Origin of the sequence: Serratia fonticola (genome assembly GCF_001006005.1) — a bacterium.
GTDB lineage: Bacteria > Pseudomonadota > Gammaproteobacteria > Enterobacterales > Enterobacteriaceae > Chania > Chania fonticola.
The window spans coordinates 4,773,454-4,795,416 of the sequence record NZ_CP011254.1 but is presented as its reverse complement, the minus strand read 5'-3'; the positions used below and the strand labels follow the sequence as shown (position 1 = coordinate 4,795,416).

Below are 21,963 nucleotides of genomic sequence, written 5' to 3'. Positions count from 1 at the left end.
AAAGACGACGGGTAAAACGCCTAGTTTAAGTGGCTATAGCCTAATCAAACGGCTGAAAACAGGGGCAAAGTGGCATCTGTTTTGTGCATCGGATTGCCAGCGGTGGCGAACGCTATTATCCTGCAACTTGCTGTTTTGCTTTCCCGAGAAAGACCTTGGGTTTAATTGGAGTGGATGTAGTCATGAAAACGCCAGAGATACCTGCGAATGAAGTACAGCGATTGAAGGCTCTGCGTTCCCTGCATCTGTTGGATACTCTGCCAGAAGAGCGCTTCGATCGGGTGACACGTATGGCCCGCCGGCTGTTTGGTGTCCCCATTGCCTTGGTGAGCCTGATCGATGAAAATCGCCAATGGTTCAAATCCAGCTGTGGATTGGGGGCGGCTACCGAAACGCCAAGGGATCTCTCATTGTGCGGTCACGCGATCCTGGGCAACGATATTCTTTTGGTTCCTGATACATTGCAGGATGCGCGCTTTGCGGATAACCCGTTTGTCAAAGATGCGCCACACGTCCGATTCTATGCCGGTTGTCCACTGAGTTTCTCCGGCAATCTCAAGATGGGTACCCTGTGTCTGATTGATGATAAACCTCGGCTGTTTGATGCCGAAGATGCGGTGGCGCTGCGCGATCTGGCCTCGATGGTGGAGGATGAACTACGTGCCTTTCAGGCATCAACCTCTGACGAACTGACGCAAATATCCAATCGCCGTGGCTTTATCTCTCTGGCAGGTCATATGCTGCACCATTGTCAGATGAAAGGGGTTAAGGCCAGCCTGGTATTTATCGACCTCGACAAATTCAAGTTGATTAACGACACCTACGGCCATGGGGAAGGTGACCGGGCGTTAGTCTACTTTTCCGAGCTGATGAAACAGGTGTTTGGCTATTTTGACGTGATAGCCCGGTTGGGCGGTGACGAGTTTGTCGCGCTGATGGGCAACCGGACCAAAAGCGAAGCCGAACAGGGGATTTTAGCCCTGCAACGCTACGTGGATGAACATAATGCCTCTCAGATCACCCCTTACCAACTGGCGTTCTCCTACGGCATTGTCGAGTTTGATCCCGCCGCACCTCATAGCCTGGAAACCTTGCTGGCAGAGGGGGACTCCACCATGTACCGGATCAAGAAATCCAAGTGTATGCGGAGTTAATCGGCAAGTTATTCATCACACCAGACTCATGTACAACCGGGGGCATGGTAGACAAGTGTTCAAAGACATGGTGAACACTTCTTAACATCCTTTACCCAAGATGATCGATCTATTCTCAAGTCGAACGCCCCCACTTTCGTGCTGTACTATCCTACCTCGTAGTACCCCCTCTCACTCTCAGCAACTTCGAATCGGCAAAAATTTAAATTATCAATTTTTGTATGCCAACATGGCGAAATGTAACTCTTTGGTTATATTTAAAAACGATAACGCATCAAGGTTATTATCGTTATTTGATCCATTGAATAATTACTAGATGTAACTATTTGGATAGTCTGAGTAGTTTGAGGGGTTACATATGAGGAATAGAAATGAGGCTTAAGTTAATCGTCAAGAGTCTTGCTCTGGCAGGGCTGCTTTCATCCACGGCACTGACTCCGCTGTTTGCGCAGGAAGCCCCCAAAGAGGCGACGGCTTCAACCAAACAAGCCAACGACGCACTCTATAACCAACTTCCCTTCTCTGATAACACTGATTTTACCAACGCGCACAAAGGCTTTATTGCTGCAATCCCCACTGATGTCATAAAAGGTGAGCAGGGGAATGTGGTCTGGGATCCGCAGAAATATGCCTTTATCAAAGAGGGTGATAAATCGCCGGATAGTGTGAACCCTAGCCTGTGGCGTCAGTCCCAATTAATCAACATCAGCGGCCTTTTTGAAGTGACCGAGGGTGTATACCAGATCCGTAATCTCGACTTATCCAATATGACCATTATTGAGGGTAAAGAGGGGATTACTGTTGTTGATCCCCTCGTTTCTGCAGAAACAGCAAAAGTCGGCATGGATTTATACTTCAAAAATCGTGGCAATAAACCCGTTGTCGCGGTGATTTACACCCACAGTCACGTTGACCATTACGGTGGCGTTCGCGGAGTCGTCGACGAAGCAGATGTGAAATCAGGCAAAGTGAAGATTTACGCCCCGGCGGGCTTTATGGACGAAGCCGTGTCCGAGAACATTATGGCGGGTAACGTCATGAGCCGCCGCGCCAGTTACATGTACGGCAACCTGCTGAAGCCTGATGAAAAAGGCCAGGTTGGTGCCGGTCTTGGGACAACGACTTCTGCAGGGACGGTGACATTAATCGCCCCGACTAACTACATCACCAAAACCGGACAAAAAGAGACTATTGATGGCCTGACCTACGATTTCATGATGGCGCCAGGCTCTGAAGCACCGTCCGAAATGCTGTGGTATATCGAAGAGAAAAAACTCATCGAAGCTGCGGAAGATGTGACTCACACTCTGCACAATACTTACTCGCTGCGCGGGGCGAAAATTCGTGATCCGCTGGCATGGTCGAAATATATCAACGATGCCATTAACCGCTGGGGTGATAAGGCCGAAATCATTATGGCTCAACACCACTGGCCAACGTGGGGCAATGAAAACGTTGTTAACCTGATGAAAGGTCAGCGTGATATGTATCGCTATATCAACGACCAGACATTACGTCTTGCTAATACCGGTCTGACACGTGATGAAATTGCTGCCAACTTCAAACTTCCAGACGGCCTGGCAAAAACCTGGGCAAGCCGTGGCTATTACGGTTCGGTGAGCCACGATGTTAAAGCTACCTACGTGCTTTACCTCGGCTGGTTCGATGGCAACCCGGCAACCCTGGATGAACTGCCGCCAGAAGAGGCAGCGAAGAAATTCGTCGAGTACATGGGCGGTGCCGATAACATCCTGCAAAAAGCGAAAACTGATTTTGATCAGGGGAACTATCGCTGGGTTGCCCAGGTTGTCAGTAAAGTCGTGTTTGCCGACCCCAACAACGAGGCGGCACGTCATCTGGAAGCGGATGCACTCGAGCAATTGGGGTACCAGGCTGAATCTGGACCATGGCGTAACTTCTACCTGACCGGCGCGCAGGAGTTGCGTAATGGGGTTCAGAAATTACCTACGCCAAATACCGCAAGTCCAGATACGGTGAAAGCCATGTCACCTGAGATGTTCTTCGACTACCTCGGAGTACATATCGACGGTGAAAAAGCGGCAAACGCCAAAGCGGTATTCAATATCGACCTCGGCAGCGACGGCGGTAAGTACAAGCTGGAGCTGGAAAATGGCGTACTGAACCATACTGCTGGTGCTGAAGCGAAAGACGCGGATGCGACCATTACGCTCAACCGCGAAACGCTGAATAAGATCATCCTGAAAGAAGAAACCCTGAAGCAGGCTGTAGATAAAGGCGAAGTGAAAGTAACCGGTAACGGTGCGAAACTCGATGAGATGCTGGGCTACATGGACAAGTTTGAGTTCTGGTTCAACATCGTTACACCGTAAATAGTTCCCCTGCGGCTTCAGAGCTGCAGGGGATTTACTTTTGTTTATGTCGAAAGGACGGCCAAAACGTTTATCTGAAGCCCCGGATCGAACAATACCGGCGTAGTTAACTCAAATCATCTCTGGGAAGATCGGCGGTATTTCAATCAGTTGCTTTTCTTGCGAGTTGGCATCGATCAGCGCAAACGCCGCCTGCAACATCTTGTTGACGTCCTGCTTCACCATCACGATGTCATGGCCTAACAGCAGTACGAAAGGGTCCCAGTCAAAACAGCCCATCGCCGGCTGTTTATCACCGCGATAGCCAGACGCCACCAACCAGCGCATCACGCCTTCAAGCGAGATCGTCGAGTTGACGAACAGCCCGGTTTGCAGATCGCCGCCTTGAGCAATAAACGTTTTCATCGCCAGCTCGGCCTTGTCTGGGGAATAGCCGCAGGCCAACAGGTTCTCTTCAATGACCTCAAGGCCTAACTGCCGGTGGGCATCTCTGAAGCCGCGCAGGCGTTCCGTGGTGTTATGGTCAACCCCGCGTCCCCCCACGAAGATCAGCGGCTTGAGGTAGCCCAGCCGTTTTTCACAGTTGGCCAGAATTCTTAACGTCAGCTCTTTGGCCCCGGCATAGTTATCGGTGATCACCGAAGGGGCGAGGGTGCCAGGCAGATCGAGATTTAGCGTTGAAATACCGGAGGCGGCGCAGATCTCGGTGATATTGTCGGGGGCGGTAGCACCGGTAGAGATGATCCAGTCAACCTGATAGGAAAGCATGGTGCGCGCCGCTTCGATTTCCAGTTCAGGATCGCGGCTGGTACAGGTGATCACCGGGAACAGGCCGCGTTCACGGGCCATAGACTCGAACAGCTCGACGATCGAACCAAAGTAACGGTTGTCATACTTGGGGACGATCATGCCGATCATCGTCGATTTGCGGCGGCGCAGCAGGCTGGCCTGCTGATTGACGGTATAGCCTTGTTCTTCGGCCAGGCGCAGGATTTTTTCTGCCAGTTGGGCGCCGATGCGGCGTTTTTTCCAACTGCCATTGAGCACGGCGCTGACCGCGCTTGAGGAGGCTCCGGCCAGTTCGGCCAGATCGTAAATCGTCGTTTTTTTTGCTTTGAACCCAGTCACAAATTTCGCTCCCCAATTTTCTATATCTTGACAGTAAAAATAAAAAGTAGCAATTATGCTCAATCGATTGAGCGTTGTGAGCAAAGGGTGTGATAGGGGGCGTAAACTTCCCCTCACCCCAACCCTCTCCCACAGGGAGAGGGGGCTGGCACGGCGTTGAGGTCAGGTGCGGTGGTGCGTTTCCAACCCTTGCAAATATAAAGCTGAGGTCAGGAACAGCTGCACGCTTTAGCCCTTGCGAATTTGGTGCTTAAGCCATGCTTGGGAGCTAATCCGTGGCACGCTTGGTTCCCACAGGGAGAGAGGCTGGTACGGCGTTGAGGTCAGGTGCGGTGGTGCGTTTCCAACCCTTGCAAATATAAAGCTGGGTCAGGAACAGTTGCACGCTTTAGCCCTTGCGAATTCGGTGCTTAAGTCAGGATCGGGAGCTAATCCGTGGCACGCTCGGTTCCCTCTCCCTTTGGGAGAGGGTTAGGGTGAGGGGCAATATCGACAGCCAAATTCTTAACGCGATGAACTCACACTCAGTGACTTCATCGGGACGATTTGATCTCTTGTTTAATAAAGGAACCCAACCATGACAGATTTCACCCAATTGAATTTCTCTCTCAAAGGTAAGGTCGCGGCGATCACCGGTGCGGCCTCGGGTATCGGCCTGGAGTGCGCGCGTATTTTCCTGCAGGCCGGGGCTAAAGTGGTGCTGATCGACCGTAACCAGGAAAAGCTGCGGCGCCTGACCGATGAACTTGGTGAAAACGCCTATCCACTAGTCATCGATTTGCTCAACCCACAGCAGGTTTCCGGCATGCTGTCCGGCATTCTGGCTGCTGCCGGACGCCTCGATATTTTTCACGCCAATGCCGGCGCCTATATTGGCGGCCCGGTGGCTGAAGGGGATCCGGACGTTTGGGATCGCGTACTTAATCTCAATATTAACGCCGCGTTTCGTTCGGTACAGGCGGTACTGCCGCATCTGATCGAGCAAAAATCCGGTGATATTCTGTTTACTAGCTCGATTGCCGGGGTCGTTCCGGTGATCTGGGAGCCGATTTATACCGCCTCAAAATTTGCCGTTCAGGCGTTTGTGCACTCCACGCGCCGCCAGGTAGCGCAGTATGGCGTGCGGGTGGGTGCCGTGTTGCCAGGGCCGGTGGTTACCGCGCTGCTGGACGATTGGCCAAAAGCCAAGATGGATGAGGCTTTGGCCAACGGCAGCCTAATGCAGCCAAGGGAAGTGGCCGAAGCGGTGTTGTTTATGGTAACGCGCTCGAAGCATGTCACCGTACGTGACCTGGTGATCCTGCCAAACAGTGTCGATCTCTGATAGGTGAAAATGATGAACAATCAACAACAGGTCGTTATCGGTGTCGATGTAGGTTCAGGCAGCGCACGGGCAGGGGTTTTTGATCTCTCCGGTACTATGTTGGCGCATGCCAGCCAAGAGATTACCCTGTTCCGCGGCCCAGAAAATTATGTTGAACAATCCAGCCGTGAGATATGGCAAGCGGTGTGCACCAGCATCAAGCAGGCGGTTGCCGCATCCGGCATTTCCCCAAGTAACGTGGCAGGCATCGGCTTTGATGCCACCTGCTCCCTGGTGGTACTCGATGCAGACGGCAACCCCCTGGCAGTAGGGCCATCTGAAGATCCCGACCGAAACATTATCGTGTGGATGGACCATCGGGCAACGGAGCAGGCCGAGCGAATCAACGCTACCGGGCATCCTGTACTTAACTACGTTGGCGGAAAAATCTCCCCAGAAATGGAAACGCCCAAGCTGCTTTGGCTGAAGGAGAACCGTCGTGCGGTCTACGATAGCGCCTGGCAGTTCTTCGACCTGGCCGATTTCCTGACCTGGCGCGCCACAGGGGATCTGGCTCGTTCCGTCTGTACGGTGACCTGCAAATGGACCTATCTGGCCCATGAGAAACGTTGGGACCCGGACTATTTCCGTACCATCGGCCTTGAAGAGTTGGCAGACGAAGCGTTCCGCCGCATTGGGGAACATATCAAAGAACCTGGTACGCCTTGTGGCAATGGCCTGACGGCAGAAGCGGCCAAAGAAATGGGATTAGTAGTGGGCACGCCTGTCGCCGTGGGCTTGATTGATGCCCATGCTGGCGGGATTGGTACTGTCGGTGTTGGCGGTGGCGTCACCAATAACCTGGCTTACGTGTTTGGCACGTCGTCCTGCACGATGACCACCACGCAAAACCCGGCGTTTGTCCCAGGCGTTTGGGGGCCATATTACTCTGCAATGGTGCCGGGATTTTGGTTGAATGAAGGTGGGCAGAGCGCGGCGGGGGCGGCGATCAAGCAGTTGGTCTCGTTCCACCCCGCGGCACCAGAGGCTGCGGAGCAGGCTAAGGCATTGGGTATTTCACTGCCAACCTTGTTGGCCGATTTGGCGCTGGCCAAAATGGTTTCTGCGTCGGAAGCGGCAAAACTCGCCAATGGTCTGCATGTGGTTCCCGAGTTCCTTGGTAACCGCGCCCCGTTTGCCGATCCTCATTCCCGTGCCGTGGTTGCCGGGTTGGGTATGGAGAGCAACCTCGATAACCTGGTGGCCCTGTATGTTGCCGGAATTTGCGGGATTGGCTATGGGCTCAGGCAAATCCTCGATGCCCAGTCCCAGATGGGCGTCACCGTTGAGCAGATCGTGATCAGCGGCGGGGCTGGCCGTCATCCGTTGGTACGGCAGTTGCTGGCGGATAGCTGTGGCTGCACGGTAGTGACAACCAAGGCGGAGGAGCCGGTATTGCTGGGGTCGGCGATCCTGGGTGCAGTGGCGGGGAAGGTTGCCACCTCGGTGGAGCAGGCGATGGCGCAGTTTTCCGAGTTGGATAGCCAATACCAACCGAATGCGGATTTCCGCCAGTTGCACGCCAATCGCTATGAGGCCTATAAGCTGTTGCAAAGTGCGGCCAAACGGATCCGTGAGGAGCTGCAATAAGTCTGGAAACTCGAGGGGCGCAGCATGCTGTGCCCCTACGTATTATCTTCTGCTGCTTCCTTCAGTAGCCACTCGCTAAATATTTCCATCGCCGGGGTCATTGCCTTCGATTTTAAATGGGTTAACCAGTAACTGCCCATGTTGATTTCGGTAGCAAAAGGGCGCACCAGCTGCGCGGTAGCGAGTTCCCGGGTAAACATTTTCGCTGGGGCTAATGCCACACCACCGGAATGGATAGCGCTCTCGATCATCAGACGGGATGAATCAAAGATGGCGCCATTAACTCTCACTGCCTGCAGGCCAGCGGCAGCAAACCAGTTTTCCCACTCTTCAGCACGGTAAGAACGCAGTAAATCCTCTTGCAGCAGATCGGCTGGAGTAACGAGCCGTTTAGCCGTAGCGGGCGTACACAACACGGTCAGCGGCGCCTCAAACAGCATTTCGTTATGGGTTGATGGCCACAAACCCGTACCAAAACGGATGGCGAAATCCAGCCCTTCGGCGGCCAGATTGACGACGTTATTGTTGGTGCGCAGCCGCAGTTCGACAAAAGGATGCTCTTGCCTGAACCGCTCAAGACGCGGCAACAGCCAACCCACGGCAAAGGTGCCAACGGCGGCAACGGTGAGCACCTCCTGAAATTGCCCCCCTTCAAACTGCCGAAAGGCTTTTTCAATATGGCCAAAGGCGTCGGTTAACACGGCAAACAGCGCCCGCGATTCCTCCGTCATTTCTAAACCACGGGGTAAGCGTTTAAACAGCACCATACCCAGGCGCTCTTCAAGCAGCCGAACCTGTTGGCTAACGGCGGCCTGGGTAACATAGAGCTCCAGCGCTGCCCGTGTGAAACTCAAATGTCTGGCAGAGGCTTCAAAAGCACGTAGGGCATTCAGGGGAAGATTAGAGCGCATGGGTGTTATCCAAAAGATTTTCTTTATGCTAGAGAAAATTCTTGTCGCTTGTCAATCACGGCCTAACAGAGGATATTTCCCGCCAACTGAAGGACGACCTACTGCGTTAATCCATTTTATGTGAGGCAAAACATGATTAAAAATACACTACGTAAAACCACCCTGATGGTGGCTACGGTTATGCCGTTGCTGTTCGGTAGCGCACCGCTATGGGCGCAAACTGCTAATGCCAAGGCGAATATTCAGCAGCAACTGTCTGAGCTGGAGAAAAGCTCCGGTGGCCGCCTGGGCGTGGCGCTGATCGATACCGCCGATAATTCGCAGATCCTGTATCGCGGGGATGAACGTTTTCCTATGTGCAGCACCAGCAAGGTGATGGCGGTGTCGGCGTTGTTAAAACAGAGCGAGACGGATAAAAATCTTTTGGCTAAGCGGATGGAAATCAAGCAATCCGATCTGGTCAACTACAACCCGATCGCCGAAAAACACCTGGATACCGGGATGACCCTGGCCGAGTTCAGCGCCGCCACCATCCAGTACAGTGACAACACGGCGATGAACAAAATCCTTGAGCATCTTGGCGGCCCGGCAAAAGTAACAGAATTTGCGCGTACCATCGGCGATAAAACCTTCCGTCTTGATCGTACCGAGCCCACCTTGAATACCGCCATTCCGGGTGATGAACGTGACACGAGTTCGCCGCTGGCGATGGCAAAAAGCCTGCAAAACCTGACCTTGGGCAAGGCGCTGGGTGAACCACAGCGTGCTCAACTGGTTGAATGGATGAAGGGGAATACTACCGGCGGAGCCAGCATTCGCGCAGGTCTGCCAACCACGTGGATAGTCGGTGATAAAACCGGCAGCGGTGATTACGGTACCACTAACGATATCGCCGTGATTTGGCCAGCTAACCACGCACCGTTGGTGTTGGTGACCTATTTCACGCAGCCACAGCAGAATGCCGAAGCCCGCAAAGACGTGTTGGCTGCGGCTGCTAAAATTGTTACCGAAGGTCTTTAAATCGGGGATGTCACTGTGTATGGGTACCTGTTTAGAGCGCTGTTGCTTATCAAGATGGGCGCACATGTTGCGCCCTACCACTTGATTTTATTACACTATTTAGCATCTAAAGTTGCAACTGAGCATAGCAGCAGTGACAACCCTCAATAAGCACTGGTCTTCGACAAGTTCACCGGCCAGTGCTTCCCTATAGTGGGTAACGTAATATGGCGTTAAGATCGGCACCTGGCGGCAAATCTTCACTGCGTACAGCGAAAATTCTGGCACCACTAACCATCGCGCGCTTTGCAATTTCGTCAACCAGGCTATAGGTATTCTCATTATTGCTGCCACTAAACGTGATTAATCCTTGCTCATCGATGGTACCGCTTTGCGTACTGTCGAGGTTAACAAGTAACAGGTCAATGGCTCCAAATGAGGCTGCTCTTGCCGCATCGGACAGATCCTGCGTAACACGACGCTCCCCTGAGCGTGTTTCAAAGCGTGATGCCAATGCGTTCAATTGTGCCTGATAATAGTTATCCATTAATGGCCGCACCAAAGAGACTAACTCAGAGGTACCAAGGTGTTCGGCATTCTTGAATAACGCCTCCTCTGTCAGGTTAGGCAACGAATTGGTTAAACGATAGATAGAGACAAGAGGTTCGGTACCGACAAGGATCAGAGGAGATTCATGTCTGGCAAATAGTGGGCGTAACGCCTGGTCAATTTTGCGTGTATATTGTGCCAATCTTACTTTATGATGAACTGCCCCATGATGGCGATCATTCAATGCTGCATCTCCCATCGCGTCCTTTAAGCGCGCAGGCATGTTGGGTACTTTCATCTCTTCTGCTGGTGCATCGGCAAAAAATTCGATCAGGCGTGTCTGGTTTTCAGACAGCGCCAAGATGTAGGCTGAATGTGGGAAGGTTAACGCACGCAATAATGGCTTAAGGTAGAAACGATCTCCGACCTCGAGTCGATTAGATAATTCATTTGCCAGTCGGTAAGTCCTGATGCTGTCTGGTGTTGCAAACACTGCCAGGCTGCGGGCATGCAAATCCCAAAATGATTCATCTTCCAACACGGAATAAAGCTCTTCTTCCAACAACGCGATACGTCGTTTATCGACACCGCTGTCGTTCACCAGCAACAAGGCTTCCTTGATGAAATTACCCAGTTGAATTTTGCTGGCTTCTAATTGTTGGTGTAAAGGGGAGGTCTGAATATAAATCGAGATACATGCATCCGCACGAATATCGGTTAAGTAACAGTATTCTTCACGGCTAGGAATGTCTACATAGAGCATGTGAACCTCTCAGGTTAACTATATGACTTGATTATGGTTTTCTTTAAACTGTACCTCTGGCTCATTTTCCTGTGCGCACACGTAATCGCACAAACGGCAAGAAATTATGCGAAAGATATAAAAGGGCACCAAAGGCGTGCCCTTTTATCGTAAGTATTAATAGTCTATCGCATCGCGGATAATCGGGCAGGTCATACAGTGGCCGCCGCCACGGCCACGGCCCAGCTCACTACCGACAATCTCAATCACCTCAACCCCTTCTTTGCGCAGTTGGGTATTGGTTTTGGTATTACGGTCGTAAGCCAGCACCACCCCAGGAGAGAGCGCCACCATGTTGTTGCCGCTGTCCCACTGTTGGCGTTCGGTGTCGTAGTCATTGCCTTCGGTTTCCACCACCCGCAGTTTTTTCAGGTTCAGTGCTCCGGCAATGGCTTCAACAAAGGTGCCTTTATCGCGGCTCAGCTTCATGCCGGTTGGGCCATCATCCGGGCGCAGTGAGAAGGTTTTGATCTGATTGACGATAGCCGGGTAGAGCGTCACCACATCACGGTCGCAGAAGGTAAATACCGTATCCAGGTGCATGGCGGCACGCAGTTTCGGCATGGCGGCAATCATCACCCGTTCAACGCCGGAATGTTTGTTGGCAAACAGCGCGGCGGCCAGTTGGGTGATCGCCTGATGCGAAGTACGCTCACTCATCCCAATCAGCACCGTTTTGTTGCCGATCGGCATCACGTCCCCGCCTTCGAGCGTGGCAGTACCGTGGTGTACGGTTGGATCCCCCCACCAGACGTTAACATTGGCTTCGCCAAAGTCTGGGTGGAACTTATAGATCGCCGTGGTCAAAATGGTCTCTTCGTGACGGGCAGGCCAATACAGTGGGTTCAAGGTCACGCCGCCGTAGATCCAGCAGGTGGTATCACGGGTATATAAGGTATTCGGCAGCGGTGGCAGCAGATATTCGGTAATGCCTACCGCTTCACGGATCAGCTTCAGCTCTTCGTGGTCGGCATAACCTTCTTTAGCCAGCTCGGTAGTGGAAAGGCCACCGATCAGTACCTCCGCCAACGCCCGTGGTGCCAGGCCATCCAGGAAGCTGCGGGTTTCATTCAAGATCCCCAGCGACACTTCATTAGGCACAATCTGCTGATCCAGTATCCACTTTCTGGCTTCGGGCAACGCCAGGGTTTCCGCCAGCAGGTTGTGCATTTCAACCACGTCTACGCCGTGTTCGCGCATCTTGGTCATAAAGTCAAAATGGTCACGTTTGGCGCGCTCAACCCACAGCACGTCATCAAACAACAGCTCATCACAATTACTCGGCGTCAGCCGGTTATGCGCCTTGCCAGGGGCGCAGACCATGACTTTATGCAATTTCCCTACTTCTGAATGAACACCAAACTTGGACTGCGTCTTTTTTTTAGTCGACATAATGACTTGCCTCGATCAGATTGTGATAACGCCAGTGGCAATGCTGTAGATTGCAGCAACGGCGGCGACCATAACGATTACAAAGAGCCCCATCTCGGCCGGGGTGAACACTTTTGCGTGCTGTTCACGTTTGGCCATAATGTAAAGCAGCGTACCTGGGCCATAGATGATGGCGGAGAGCAGCAGATATTTCATACCACCGGCATACAGCATCAGCAGTGCGTAGAAGGTGGCGATCAGCGCGAAGATCAGATCCTTTTTATGATCGCGTTTATCGGTTTCGTAGGTTTCGCCGGTCAGGGCCAGCTTCAGCCCATAGGCACCTACCAACAGATAAGGGATCAACGTCAGGGAGCTGGTCAGTTCGAGCGCCAGCTGGAAGGCGTAATCACTAAACAGCGTCAGGATTAAGAACACCTGAATGGTGATGTTGGTCAGCCAGACGGCGGAAGAGGGCACCGCATTGCTGTTTTCGGTGGCGAACACCTTCGGCATACTCTTGCTTTTCGCGGCGGAAAACAGCACTTCTGCCGCCAGCAAAGACCAGGAGAGATAGGCACCCAGCACCGAAACAATCAGGCCCACGCTGATGAAGATTGCCCCCCAGCGCCCCACGATAGCTTCCAACACGCCCGCCATCGAAGGTTGGCGCAACGCCGCCAGATCGGGACGGAGCAGCACGCCGTAAGACAGCATGGTGATCAGCACCAACAGGCACAGCACCCCGATGAACCCCAGCACCGTGGCAATCCCCACGTGGCTGCGTTCTTTGGCATAGCGGGAATAGACGCTGGCACCTTCAATCCCCAGGAACACGAATACCGTCACCAGCATGGTGCTGCGCACCTGGCTGAACAGGGATTCAGGTTCCGCGGTAGGGACGATAGCGGCAGCCGCATGGCCAACATAACCGTAATCGTTAAGATGAGAGAGATCCCCCACGCTAGCCAAAGAGGCTGCGGTCTCTGGCGTTCCCCAGAAGTTGAGTGCAAACACGTCACTTTTGAAGGCAAAGATCAGCACAATGACAAAGATGAGGATCGGCAGGATTTTGGCGATGGTGGCAATGGTGTTGATAGCTGCGGCGCTTTTCACCCCGCGCAGTACCAGAATGTGGAATCCCCAAAGAATAACCGAGGCGAACAACACCGCGGGAATGGTATTACCGTCGCCAAATATCGGGAAGAAGGCCCCCAGAGTAGATTTTATCAGCACAAAGTAAGAGACGTTACCAATACAGGTCCCGGCCCAGAAGCCAAGTGCAGCGGCAAAGCCCAGATAATCACCGAATCCGGCTTTGGCATAGATAAATACGCCGGAATCGAGATCGGGTTTACGTTGCGCCAGCGTTTGAAACACAAAGGCCAGCATTAGCATCCCGCCGCCCGCAATACACCAGGCGATAATGGCACCAAACCCTCCCGTAGCGCGCCCAAAGGTGGCCGGTAAAGAAAATATACCAGCCCCTATCATGGAGCCCACTACCAGTGCGGTGAGTGACCATAGGGACAGTTTATTCGTTGATGAGCTCGTCATGGTTTTCCTTACTGACACCGAGTCAAATAAAGTATTGCGTAATTAAAGGATAACGTTACCAACCGACTTACGATTAAATCATAGTCACAACCGGAAAATTTGCCTGTCGCAAATAACTTTTTCTTCAACACCTGCACAGTTGATTGCAAACAGGAGAGAAATACCGTTGCCTAACGGAATAAAAAACTACGCATGGGAATATTCTTGATTAACAATCCTTTAAAGATAATGAAATCAGCGGCAATGCTTGATTTTGGCGTTTTTCAATTTGCATATAGAGTGGTTTCTTTTTCTTTGTTAAATTAAATCAATAGGTTATAAAAAGACAGCAGACTGTTGCTGGCTAGTGGGAATCACTTGCTTTAAGCATAAAAACGCAGGTTGCATAAAAATAGTTAATATATAAAAAACTTGCCCATTGGCTTCTAAGAATACTCTTATGATATGAATAATCGTTCGGCTTAGGGTTAAATATGCGCGTTGTGCAGTGGGTGTTAATGTACTAAGATTATTTTTATAAAAAACAGTAGGGTGTGTTACATCAACCCGGTGATGGATGGAAAACCATGATCAACAGTGTCAACCAGCAGGCATTAAAGAGTTTGAGTTGTTTTGCCGCCGTCACCTTCTTCTCGACCAGTCAAATGTGCGATTTCGAGTGTTTCCTCCATGCGAATACCATGGGGGTATTGTACTTTGTGTCTATTATCGCCAAACCGTTGTTTTTTATCATTATCGGCTATATGGATGAGGTGGAAAAACTCACCAGGCGGGAGATTGTGGTGAAAATCAAATCCATTATCCTGATCATGATTTTCTGGAACATTGTTTCATCCTTGATTAAAACCCAATACATTCATCAGGGATATATTCTACAAAACGGCATCTTATTGAATATGGGGATCATTTATTTAATTTACCCCATCATCCTCAAGGGCATTAAACATTTGAAAATCACTGCGGCCGTGTTTGCCGGGTTGGTTGCCGTGATTGCCCTGTTGGATATTTTCAGCCCGCTCGATACCCAAGATGATCCGCTGTTTATCTCCAGCTATTCGTTTATTTGGGTCTGGGGCGGCTACTACATTATTGGCCATGTTCTGGGGGAGGCTCCGGGTCGCAGGTTCACCAAAAAAACCAGCGTGCTGTGGGCCGCCAGGCTGCTGGTGATCCCCATCGGTATCTCCATGTATTTCTACGAGCTTTATCTATCAACCCATACCCAGATCAGCGTCGCCGGCTGGTTTGTGTTGGAGCATTTGCACTTGCTTGGCATGAGCCTGGCGCTGTTTATCCTGTTTGATAATATCGCCATCAAGAGCCGATTGCTGACCCGCGTCGTGGAGTTTATTAGCCCGGCGATGGTGGGCGTCTATATCGTTCACTACAGCGTGTTCTATTTCATTACTACGCTGTATGACTTCAACGACGCCACGCTTAAATTTACCTTACTGGTCCTGGTCTTTATCGCCTCGGTATTGGTTTCACGGTTGTTACTACTCAACCGCTTTACGGCTCGGATTATCTCCTTCTGACGGGGCAGCCACCGGGATATGTCGAACATTAAAACCGGTAATGCCTAGTGCCAGAGTGATCAGCGGGGCGGCAATATTAAAGATGGCAAATGGCATGTAGGCCATAGTCGAGACACCCAGTACCGCAGCCATATAAGCTCCGCAAGAGTTCCAGGGGATCAGCGGGGAGGTGACAATCCCAGCATCCGAAACGATGCGCGACAGGTTCTCTGGCGCCAGCCCTCGCTTGGCAAATTCGGCACGGTACAGCCGGGTGGGGAGCAGCAGCGCAATATACTGATCGCCCGCGGCAATATTCAGCCCAATCGCGGTAGCAACCACCGAGGTAAACAGCTTGCCCACGGTTCTGGCCCGCAGCAGCAGCGGGGTTACCAGTTTGTTCAGCAGGCCGAAGTCATCCACCATAATGCCAAACGTCACCGCTCCGATGATCAGCCAGATCGTCAGCAACATGCTGTCCATACCGCCGCGTGACAGCAGGGCGTCGATCTGCTCGATACCGGAGTTCTCCTGGAAACCGGTCGCCATCGCAATCCAGACCGCCTTGATGGCCAACAGTGGGCTGGCAAGATCGGGCTCGACAATAAAGCGATCGATCACCTGCGGCTGCATGAAGGAGGTCATGATCCCAGCCATTAGGGCCGAGCACATGATAGCCAATGATGCAGGCACCTTGGCGACCGATAACGCCAACAGGAAAATCAGTGGCAACAGGTTCCACGGTGTGATGTGGAACAGTTCGTTAAAGCGTGTCAGTTCGTTGTTGGTGACGGTGGCATCAAAGGCACTATGCTGATTGAGTCCTAGCAGGATGAAAGCGAGCAGGGCAATGACCGCCGCTGGAACGGTGGTCCAAAGCTGGGTGCGGATATGTTTATACAATTCAACGCCGTTAAGCTGAGCGGCCAATACGGTGCTTTCAGACAGCGGCGAGATTTTGTCACCAACGTAAGCCCCTGAAATCACGGCCCCAGCCGTAATTTCTGGTGATAACCCCAGCATATTGGCCAGCCCGACCAATCCGACTCCCAAGGTGCCCGCCGTGGTCCAGGAACTGCCAATACTTAAAGAAACGCCAACGCAGACCAAAAAGGCTATCGGATAAAACCAGTTGGGGGTGATCAATATAATACCGTAATACACCATGGTAGGAATGGTACCGGACATGTTCCAGGTGCCAATCAACGCCCCGACGGAAAACAGGATAAAAATGGCCCCCGAGATGGTGGCAATGCCTTTGCGGCCGGACTCGGAAACCTCCTCCCAGCTATGGCCATTCTTCAGGATGACCATAGCGGTGATCATGGTGCTGAGGATGATGGCCACCTGCAGAGGGCCGTTGACGGCTTCAAGGCCAAACAGAGCAACGGAAGATCCAACCAGCAAAATCAACGTGACTATTGGCAGTAGAGCATCCAGATAGCTTGGGGCTTTAACAGGGCGGGGCGTTTTAGCTGGTTTGCTCATGGGCACTGCTCCACAGACAGTTAAGACAGGAGAGTTCAGGCAACGGCGATACCTGCGGTAGCTACTGCGGTAAGTATAGCCATGGGCGGCATAGGGTAATGATTATTTTCACTATTGCGGGTCAGCGTTGAAGCTCTGTAAACGTGCAACGATCTGCCGATCCAGTGGCAGACAGCGGAAATCGGTCATGATCTGCAGCTCGGCCGCCGAATTGATGGCGGTGACGTAGCTTTTCCGGAACTCGGTTGGCGTCATGCGGCAATATTTGTTAAAGGCAAAGATCAGCTGTTTGTGGCCGCTGAAACCGCAGGTGTAGCTGATGTCGGTGATCGGGATGTTGGTATCTTTCAGCAGCAGTTTGGCCTTATTAATTCTGATCATGGTCAGATATTCTTTAAAGTTGTAGCCGCTGATCTTTTTGAAGATACGGGAAAAGTGGTGGTAGCTGACGCCAGCGTGCTCGGCAATGGTGGCCAGGTTGAGCTCATCGTCAAAATGCTGGTTGATAAACTCAATGCCGTATTTGACCAACTGTTGGTCTTTTTTCCGGACGCTAACCTGCTGTTGGTCGGCCTGGTTTGGCGCAGCGGCGGCAAGCGTGCCCAACAGGTGATAAACCAGGGCTATGCGGGTAAACGAAGGTTGTGCGGTGACCAGGTTATCGAGCAGGGCGATCACGGCGTTGCTAATCTGCTGCTCTGCTGCGCGATCGCGCTGATTAAACATCAGCGGGGCCGGATGGGTTTCATCAAACAGATGGGGGGAAAACTGGATGGTCAGCAGTTGGCTGTTTGGGGCGCGAGCTTCAAGGGAATGAATTTCTTCCGGGTTGATATACAGCATGCTGCCCGCGCTGGCCACCGAGGTGGCATGGCCTAGTGTCACGGAAAATTCGCCGGACAAGATGCAGATCAGCTCAGGGGCCGAGTGCCAATGGGGCTCGCAGTAGTAAACCTCGGCGGCGAAGACGTTGAGCTTTTCGGCGTCAAACGAGATCAGCTCATAGCCGCTGCCTTCATGGATCGCTGCTTGCGCCTGCCGATGGGATTGCGGCTTGAGTTGTCGCGTAACAGAGAAAGGAAACATCGGCTTATTTATCCCCAGAGGTTGGTGATGAAAATACGGGTGTGGGATCTTTCTCCCTCACCCTAACCCTCTCCCCAAGGAGAGGGGACAGCCCGTTCCACCTGTAAGCTCAGCATCAATCTGATCTCAGGTGAATGCGACAATCTGGCCTAACTACATCGCCATACCGCTCCCTAAGAAAAGGGGACTGTCCGTGCTACAACTTTATACCTGTGCCTAAATTTAAAATGCCATAAATTGAATTACGTACTTATTCACATCACCGTACCAGCTCCCTCTCCCTGTGGGAGAGGGTTGGGGTGAGGGGTCACACGGTGGCAGGTTCCGCCAATGCAGCCTCTAACTCCTGCTGAGTAATATCAATAGCCAAGAACTCCGTCAGGGCGATAAACAGGCCGCAGAACAGATCTGGAGCAATCGCGATGAGCTTTTCGCGCATCAGCGCCTCCGGCAAGCCGTTTTTGCTGACCAATAGCTTCACCACTCGGTCAAAAGCCGGTGGGGTAGCGATCAACTGCTGCAGCGAATTGTCCGCCTTTAGCGGTAAATAATAGGGCGTGGCGCACAGCTTGACCACCGTGCTCAGCGCGATATCCCGCGAAGAACGCGCCACGTGAAGCTGATACTCGCCAGGATCGACCACCCAATCGGCCATGCCTGGGTGGAAACAGGCAAAATCCTGCCATTCCAGCGTCATGGTCACCGTTTTGCTTTCACCCGCCTCAAGGTGCACTTTGGCGAAGGCTTTCAACGCCAGCACTTCACGTGCCAGATCTCCCCGTGGTGCAGTCAGGTAAAGCTGTACGATCTCTTTACCGGCCCGATCGCCACGGTTGGTCACCTCAACGCTGACGGTTAAGGGTTGCCCCTCCTCAAGTTCAGTGACCGAAGTCGCCAGCTTGGCATAGCTAAACTGGCTATAGCTCAGGCCAAAACCGAATGGGAACTGCGGCGTCAACTTACGTCGGTCGTAGTAGCGATAACCTACATACAATCCTTCGCTGTAGTGATGGCGCAGGTTTTCCCCTGGGTAATCGAGCCAGGCCGGAGTTTCTTCCAGAGTGTTGGGCACCGTTACCGTCAGCTTGCCACAGGGGTTGGCCCGGCCAAACAGAATATCCGCCACCGCGCGGCCCATACCTTGGCCCGCAAAGAAGGTCTCCAGCAGGGCTTTGCAGTCTGATAGCCAAGGCATCACCACCGCATCGCTGTTAGCCAACACCACCACCACATTGGGCTGTCGTTTGGCTACCGCGCGGATCAGCGCTTCATGGCTAGGCAAGATATTCAAATCCCGGCGATCGCCATTTTCGCCATCTTCGCCAATGGCGGTGCTGACGAACACCACGGCAACGTCTGCCTTGCTGGCTAGCTCAACCGCATGTGCCTGCGCTTGCGGATCTACGTGATTATCATCCGGGGTGCCGATGGCATAATCGATCTGGAAGTCGTTACCGGCCACCTCGAAAATTTCGTCCAGCGGACGATCGAGCATGTAAGGTACGGTGGTAGCACAACCTGAGCCCTGGATCACCGGCTCCTGCGCCGGTTTGCCCAATACGGCGATGGTGGTTTTCTTGCCGGCTTGCAGCGGCAGGATATTACCTTCGTTTTTCAATAACACTATCGATTCGGCGGCCAGTTGCTGTGCTAACCGGTGATGTTGCGGGTAATTGGCCTTGGTCCCTGGCTTGCGGTGGCGCTGCACCTTGTCGATCAGGGTTAACATCCGCAAGCAGGCAGTATCGAGAACCTCTGAAGGGATCTCTCCGCGTTCGATCGCCTGCAACAGCTCCTGTTTATCACGCTGGGTTTCCGGCATGGCCAGATCGTTACCCGCCAGCAAGGAAGCGGGGCGGTCTTTGATGCCGTACCAGTCGGACATCACCAGCCCATCATAGCGCCACTCATTGCGCAGCACTTCGGTCAGCAGCCAGTGGTGTTGCGACGTTTGCACCCCATTGAGCCGGTTATAGGACGACATCACCGTCCAGGGGTTGGATTTGTCGATCGCTCGCTTGAATCCCGAGAGGTAAATCTCGCGCAGCGCCCGTTCTTCCACCACCGAGTCCATCTCGGTGCGGCGGTATTCTGAATTGTTGGCGGCAAAGTGCTTCAGGCTGGCCCCCACGCCACCGTCCTGCAGCCCGTTGATCAAGGCTGCGGCCACGTCACCGCTGACTACCGGATCTTCCGAGTAATATTCATAACCACGGCCTGCCAAAGGCGTGCGGCGAATATTGATCCCTGGCCCAAGCAGAATGCCGACGCCCAACTCCTGGCACTCTTTGGCCAACGCCTCGCCCATTTGATACACCAGATCTACGTCCCAGCTACAGGCCAGGGTGGAACCATTCGGGAAGCAGGTGGCCGGTTTGGATTTGCTGAACAGCGCCTCAGAGCCGCCTTTTTGTTCTTCCTGCTCCACCTCGCCTGCGCTTTGGCCAATCACGGCCAGAAAATCGCTAATGTGCCAATTTTCCCCCTGTTCGATCTGGCTGGTGCTGTAACGGACGCCGTAGGTGCCATCCGTCATCACAATGTCGCTAATACCATGCTGCGGGAAGCTGGCCGTGCGCCACAAACCGCTACCGCTGAGTAACGCCACTTTCTCTTCGGCAGTCATGGTGGCAATGATGGCGTGGAAATCTTTTTTCATATTGATACCTGCTGGTTACTGCGCGCTAGCTTTGCGCAATTCAATGTCTTTGATGATATTTCGGTAGGTGTGCTCATCCAGCTTGTAGAAGAAGATAAACAGCATCCCCAGGGCAAACATCAGGCCAGGGAACAGCGTCATCATCATATTGATGCCGTTGAGCGCATTGGCGCTGATATGCTCGGACGAATAGTCAAAGTAATCGAGCATCAGGCCAGCACAGCCGCCGCCAATCGCCATGGCAATTTTGGTGATGAAATTAAAGAAGCCGTAAATGGCCCCTTCGGTACGTACGCCGTGTTTCCATTCGGCATACTCAACGGTATCGGCAATCATCGACCACATCGCGACAAAGCCCATCCCCAGGGTAATGCTGTACAGGCACACGCCGGTCATAATCAGGTAGGCGTTATCTCCCGCCAGGAAGTATTGGAACAGTAAGCCGACAATCCCGATCAGCAGCCCCAACAGGACCATTTTCTTTTTGCCCATCAGGCTGATGATCTTTTCTGAGATCACCGTACCCGCCACATAGGCCGCAGATTGGATCATGAAGAACTTGGCGGTAAAGCTTTCATCCCCCAGGGTGTATTTGATGAAGTAGATCGCAATAGCCATCCATACCGTATAGGCGATATAGAAAAACACCGTGAACAGGGAAAGATGGATTAACGGCAGGTTGCCGGAAACGGCGGTGATCATCTCTTTTAGCGTGGGGGCCTTTTGATCTGGCAGGCTTTTCACTCGCTCTTTGGTCATGCCAAAGCAGGCCAGGAAGAAGAAGGTGGCCAACAGGCTAAAGCAGCTGACGGCAAACACATAGCCCATCTTCTGATCGGTGAACTGTGAAATCAGCACGTCGGCAGTGGTCGAGACAATCAGGTAACCGACGATGGCCAACACAAAGCGGTAAACCGACAGCGAAGCCCGCGAGCCTTCGTGCTGGGTCAGCATATTGGTCATGGCTGAATAGGGCGTGTTGACCGCCGTGTAGGCCAGGCAATAGAGGGTGTAGGTGATCAGCGCGTAATAAAATTTATAGTCACTGTCGAAGGTGCTGAAACACAAGACCGTCAAGATCCCCAATGGCACCGCGCCGTACAGCAGGTAAGGGCGCAGCTTGCCGTGCCGGGTTTGGGTTTTATCGATAAAGTAACCGACAAAGATATTAAACACGGCATCCAGCACCCGGGCGATCACAAAAATCAGGCTCGCCTGTACCGCGCTGATGCCGTAAATATTGGTATAAAAAAACAGTAAGAACAGGGAGACAAAACCAAACGACAGGTTGGAGGCCAGATCGCCGAAGCCATAGCCAATCTTTTCCCGTACGCCGACCTTCACATAACTGTCTGAGACGATTTCTGTTGTTTTCATTTTACTTACTCACTCAGGTTGATTCGCCTTGAGTATACCGAGAGCGCCAAGGGTGGCTTGCCAG

General features: G+C 52.6%; 15 protein-coding genes. 6 read left to right on the top strand and 9 right to left on the bottom strand.

The features are described 5' to 3' along the window. Positions 1-182 precede the first annotated feature (182 nt). Positions 183-1,154: a GGDEF domain-containing protein gene (locus tag WN53_RS21215; protein ID WP_046808259.1), complete on the top strand. Its 972-nt coding sequence runs from the start codon at positions 183-185 to the stop codon at positions 1,152-1,154. A gap of 371 nt (positions 1,155-1,525) precedes the next feature. Then, positions 1,526-3,505, top strand: a complete 1,980-nt coding sequence (locus WN53_RS21210; RefSeq protein ID WP_046808258.1) for an alkyl/aryl-sulfatase — start codon at positions 1,526-1,528, stop codon at positions 3,503-3,505. Between the two features lie 111 nt (positions 3,506-3,616). Here the strand turns inward: WN53_RS21210 and WN53_RS21205 are convergent, their stop codons facing one another. After that, on the bottom strand, positions 3,617-4,633 hold the full coding sequence (locus WN53_RS21205; RefSeq protein WP_024487057.1) for a LacI family DNA-binding transcriptional regulator: 1,017 nt from the start codon (positions 4,631-4,633) through the stop codon (positions 3,617-3,619). 577 nt (positions 4,634-5,210) lie between these two features. On the opposite strand from WN53_RS21205, the gene WN53_RS21200 reads away from it, so the two are divergent. Together WN53_RS21200 and WN53_RS21195 are read left to right on the top strand one after the other, a co-directional pair. After that, positions 5,211-5,957, top strand: coding sequence for an SDR family oxidoreductase (locus WN53_RS21200; RefSeq protein ID WP_046808257.1), 747 nt, complete (start codon positions 5,211-5,213; stop codon positions 5,955-5,957). A gap of 12 nt (positions 5,958-5,969) precedes the next feature. Further along, positions 5,970-7,586 carry an FGGY-family carbohydrate kinase gene (locus WN53_RS21195; protein WP_046808256.1) on the top strand — a complete coding sequence of 539 codons (1,617 nt, stop codon included), beginning with the start codon at positions 5,970-5,972 and terminating at the stop codon, positions 7,584-7,586. Positions 7,587-7,621: 35 nt separating this feature from the next. Here the strand turns inward: WN53_RS21195 and WN53_RS21190 are convergent, their stop codons facing one another. Beyond that, entirely contained in the window at positions 7,622-8,497 is an 876-nt protein-coding gene (locus WN53_RS21190; protein WP_024487129.1) for a LysR family transcriptional regulator, read from the bottom strand. A 132-nt stretch (positions 8,498-8,629) separates the two neighbouring features. Between WN53_RS21190 and WN53_RS21185 the strand changes: the two genes are divergently transcribed. Continuing rightward, on the top strand, positions 8,630-9,517 hold the full coding sequence (locus WN53_RS21185) for a class A beta-lactamase FONA-1 (RefSeq protein ID WP_046808255.1): 888 nt from the start codon (positions 8,630-8,632) through the stop codon (positions 9,515-9,517). 187 nt (positions 9,518-9,704) lie between these two features. Here WN53_RS21185 and WN53_RS21180 read toward each other — a convergent pair whose 3' ends face one another. The 3 genes from WN53_RS21180 to WN53_RS21170 all read right to left on the bottom strand — a co-directional run bounded on the left by WN53_RS21180 (position 9,705) and on the right by WN53_RS21170 (position 13,775). Beyond that, positions 9,705-10,808: a baeRF11 domain-containing protein gene (locus WN53_RS21180; protein WP_024487064.1), complete on the bottom strand. Its 1,104-nt coding sequence runs from the start codon at positions 10,806-10,808 to the stop codon at positions 9,705-9,707. Positions 10,809-10,964: 156 nt separating this feature from the next. Beyond that, a complete protein-coding gene (gene arcA / locus WN53_RS21175; RefSeq protein WP_046808254.1) occupies positions 10,965-12,239 on the bottom strand; it encodes an arginine deiminase in 1,275 nt (424 codons plus the stop codon). A 15-nt stretch (positions 12,240-12,254) separates the two neighbouring features. Beyond that, entirely contained in the window at positions 12,255-13,775 is a 1,521-nt protein-coding gene (locus WN53_RS21170; protein WP_046808253.1) for an amino acid permease, read from the bottom strand. A 566-nt stretch (positions 13,776-14,341) separates the two neighbouring features. On the opposite strand from WN53_RS21170, the gene WN53_RS21165 reads away from it, so the two are divergent. Continuing rightward, complete coding sequence (locus WN53_RS21165) at positions 14,342-15,310, top strand: acyltransferase family protein (RefSeq protein ID WP_051346400.1); 969 nt, start codon at positions 14,342-14,344, stop codon at positions 15,308-15,310. Here WN53_RS21165 and WN53_RS21160 read toward each other — a convergent pair. The 4 genes from WN53_RS21160 to WN53_RS21145 form a co-directional block, all read right to left on the bottom strand. After that, the gene (locus WN53_RS21160) at positions 15,272-16,777 is read right to left on the bottom strand and encodes a Na+/H+ antiporter NhaC family protein (protein WP_046808252.1); all 1,506 of its coding nucleotides are present in this window, start codon (positions 16,775-16,777) and stop codon (positions 15,272-15,274) included. The genes WN53_RS21165 and WN53_RS21160 overlap by 39 nt on opposite strands. 111 nt (positions 16,778-16,888) lie before the next feature. Next, complete coding sequence (locus WN53_RS21155) at positions 16,889-17,863, bottom strand: helix-turn-helix transcriptional regulator (RefSeq protein WP_024487053.1); 975 nt, start codon at positions 17,861-17,863, stop codon at positions 16,889-16,891. Between the two features lie 307 nt (positions 17,864-18,170). Beyond that, entirely contained in the window at positions 18,171-20,522 is a 2,352-nt protein-coding gene (locus WN53_RS21150; protein WP_024486989.1) for a beta-glucosidase family protein, read from the bottom strand. Between the two features lie 15 nt (positions 20,523-20,537). Continuing rightward, entirely contained in the window at positions 20,538-21,899 is a 1,362-nt protein-coding gene (locus WN53_RS21145) for an MFS transporter (RefSeq protein ID WP_046808251.1), read from the bottom strand. Between the last annotated feature and the right edge of the window lie 64 nt (positions 21,900-21,963).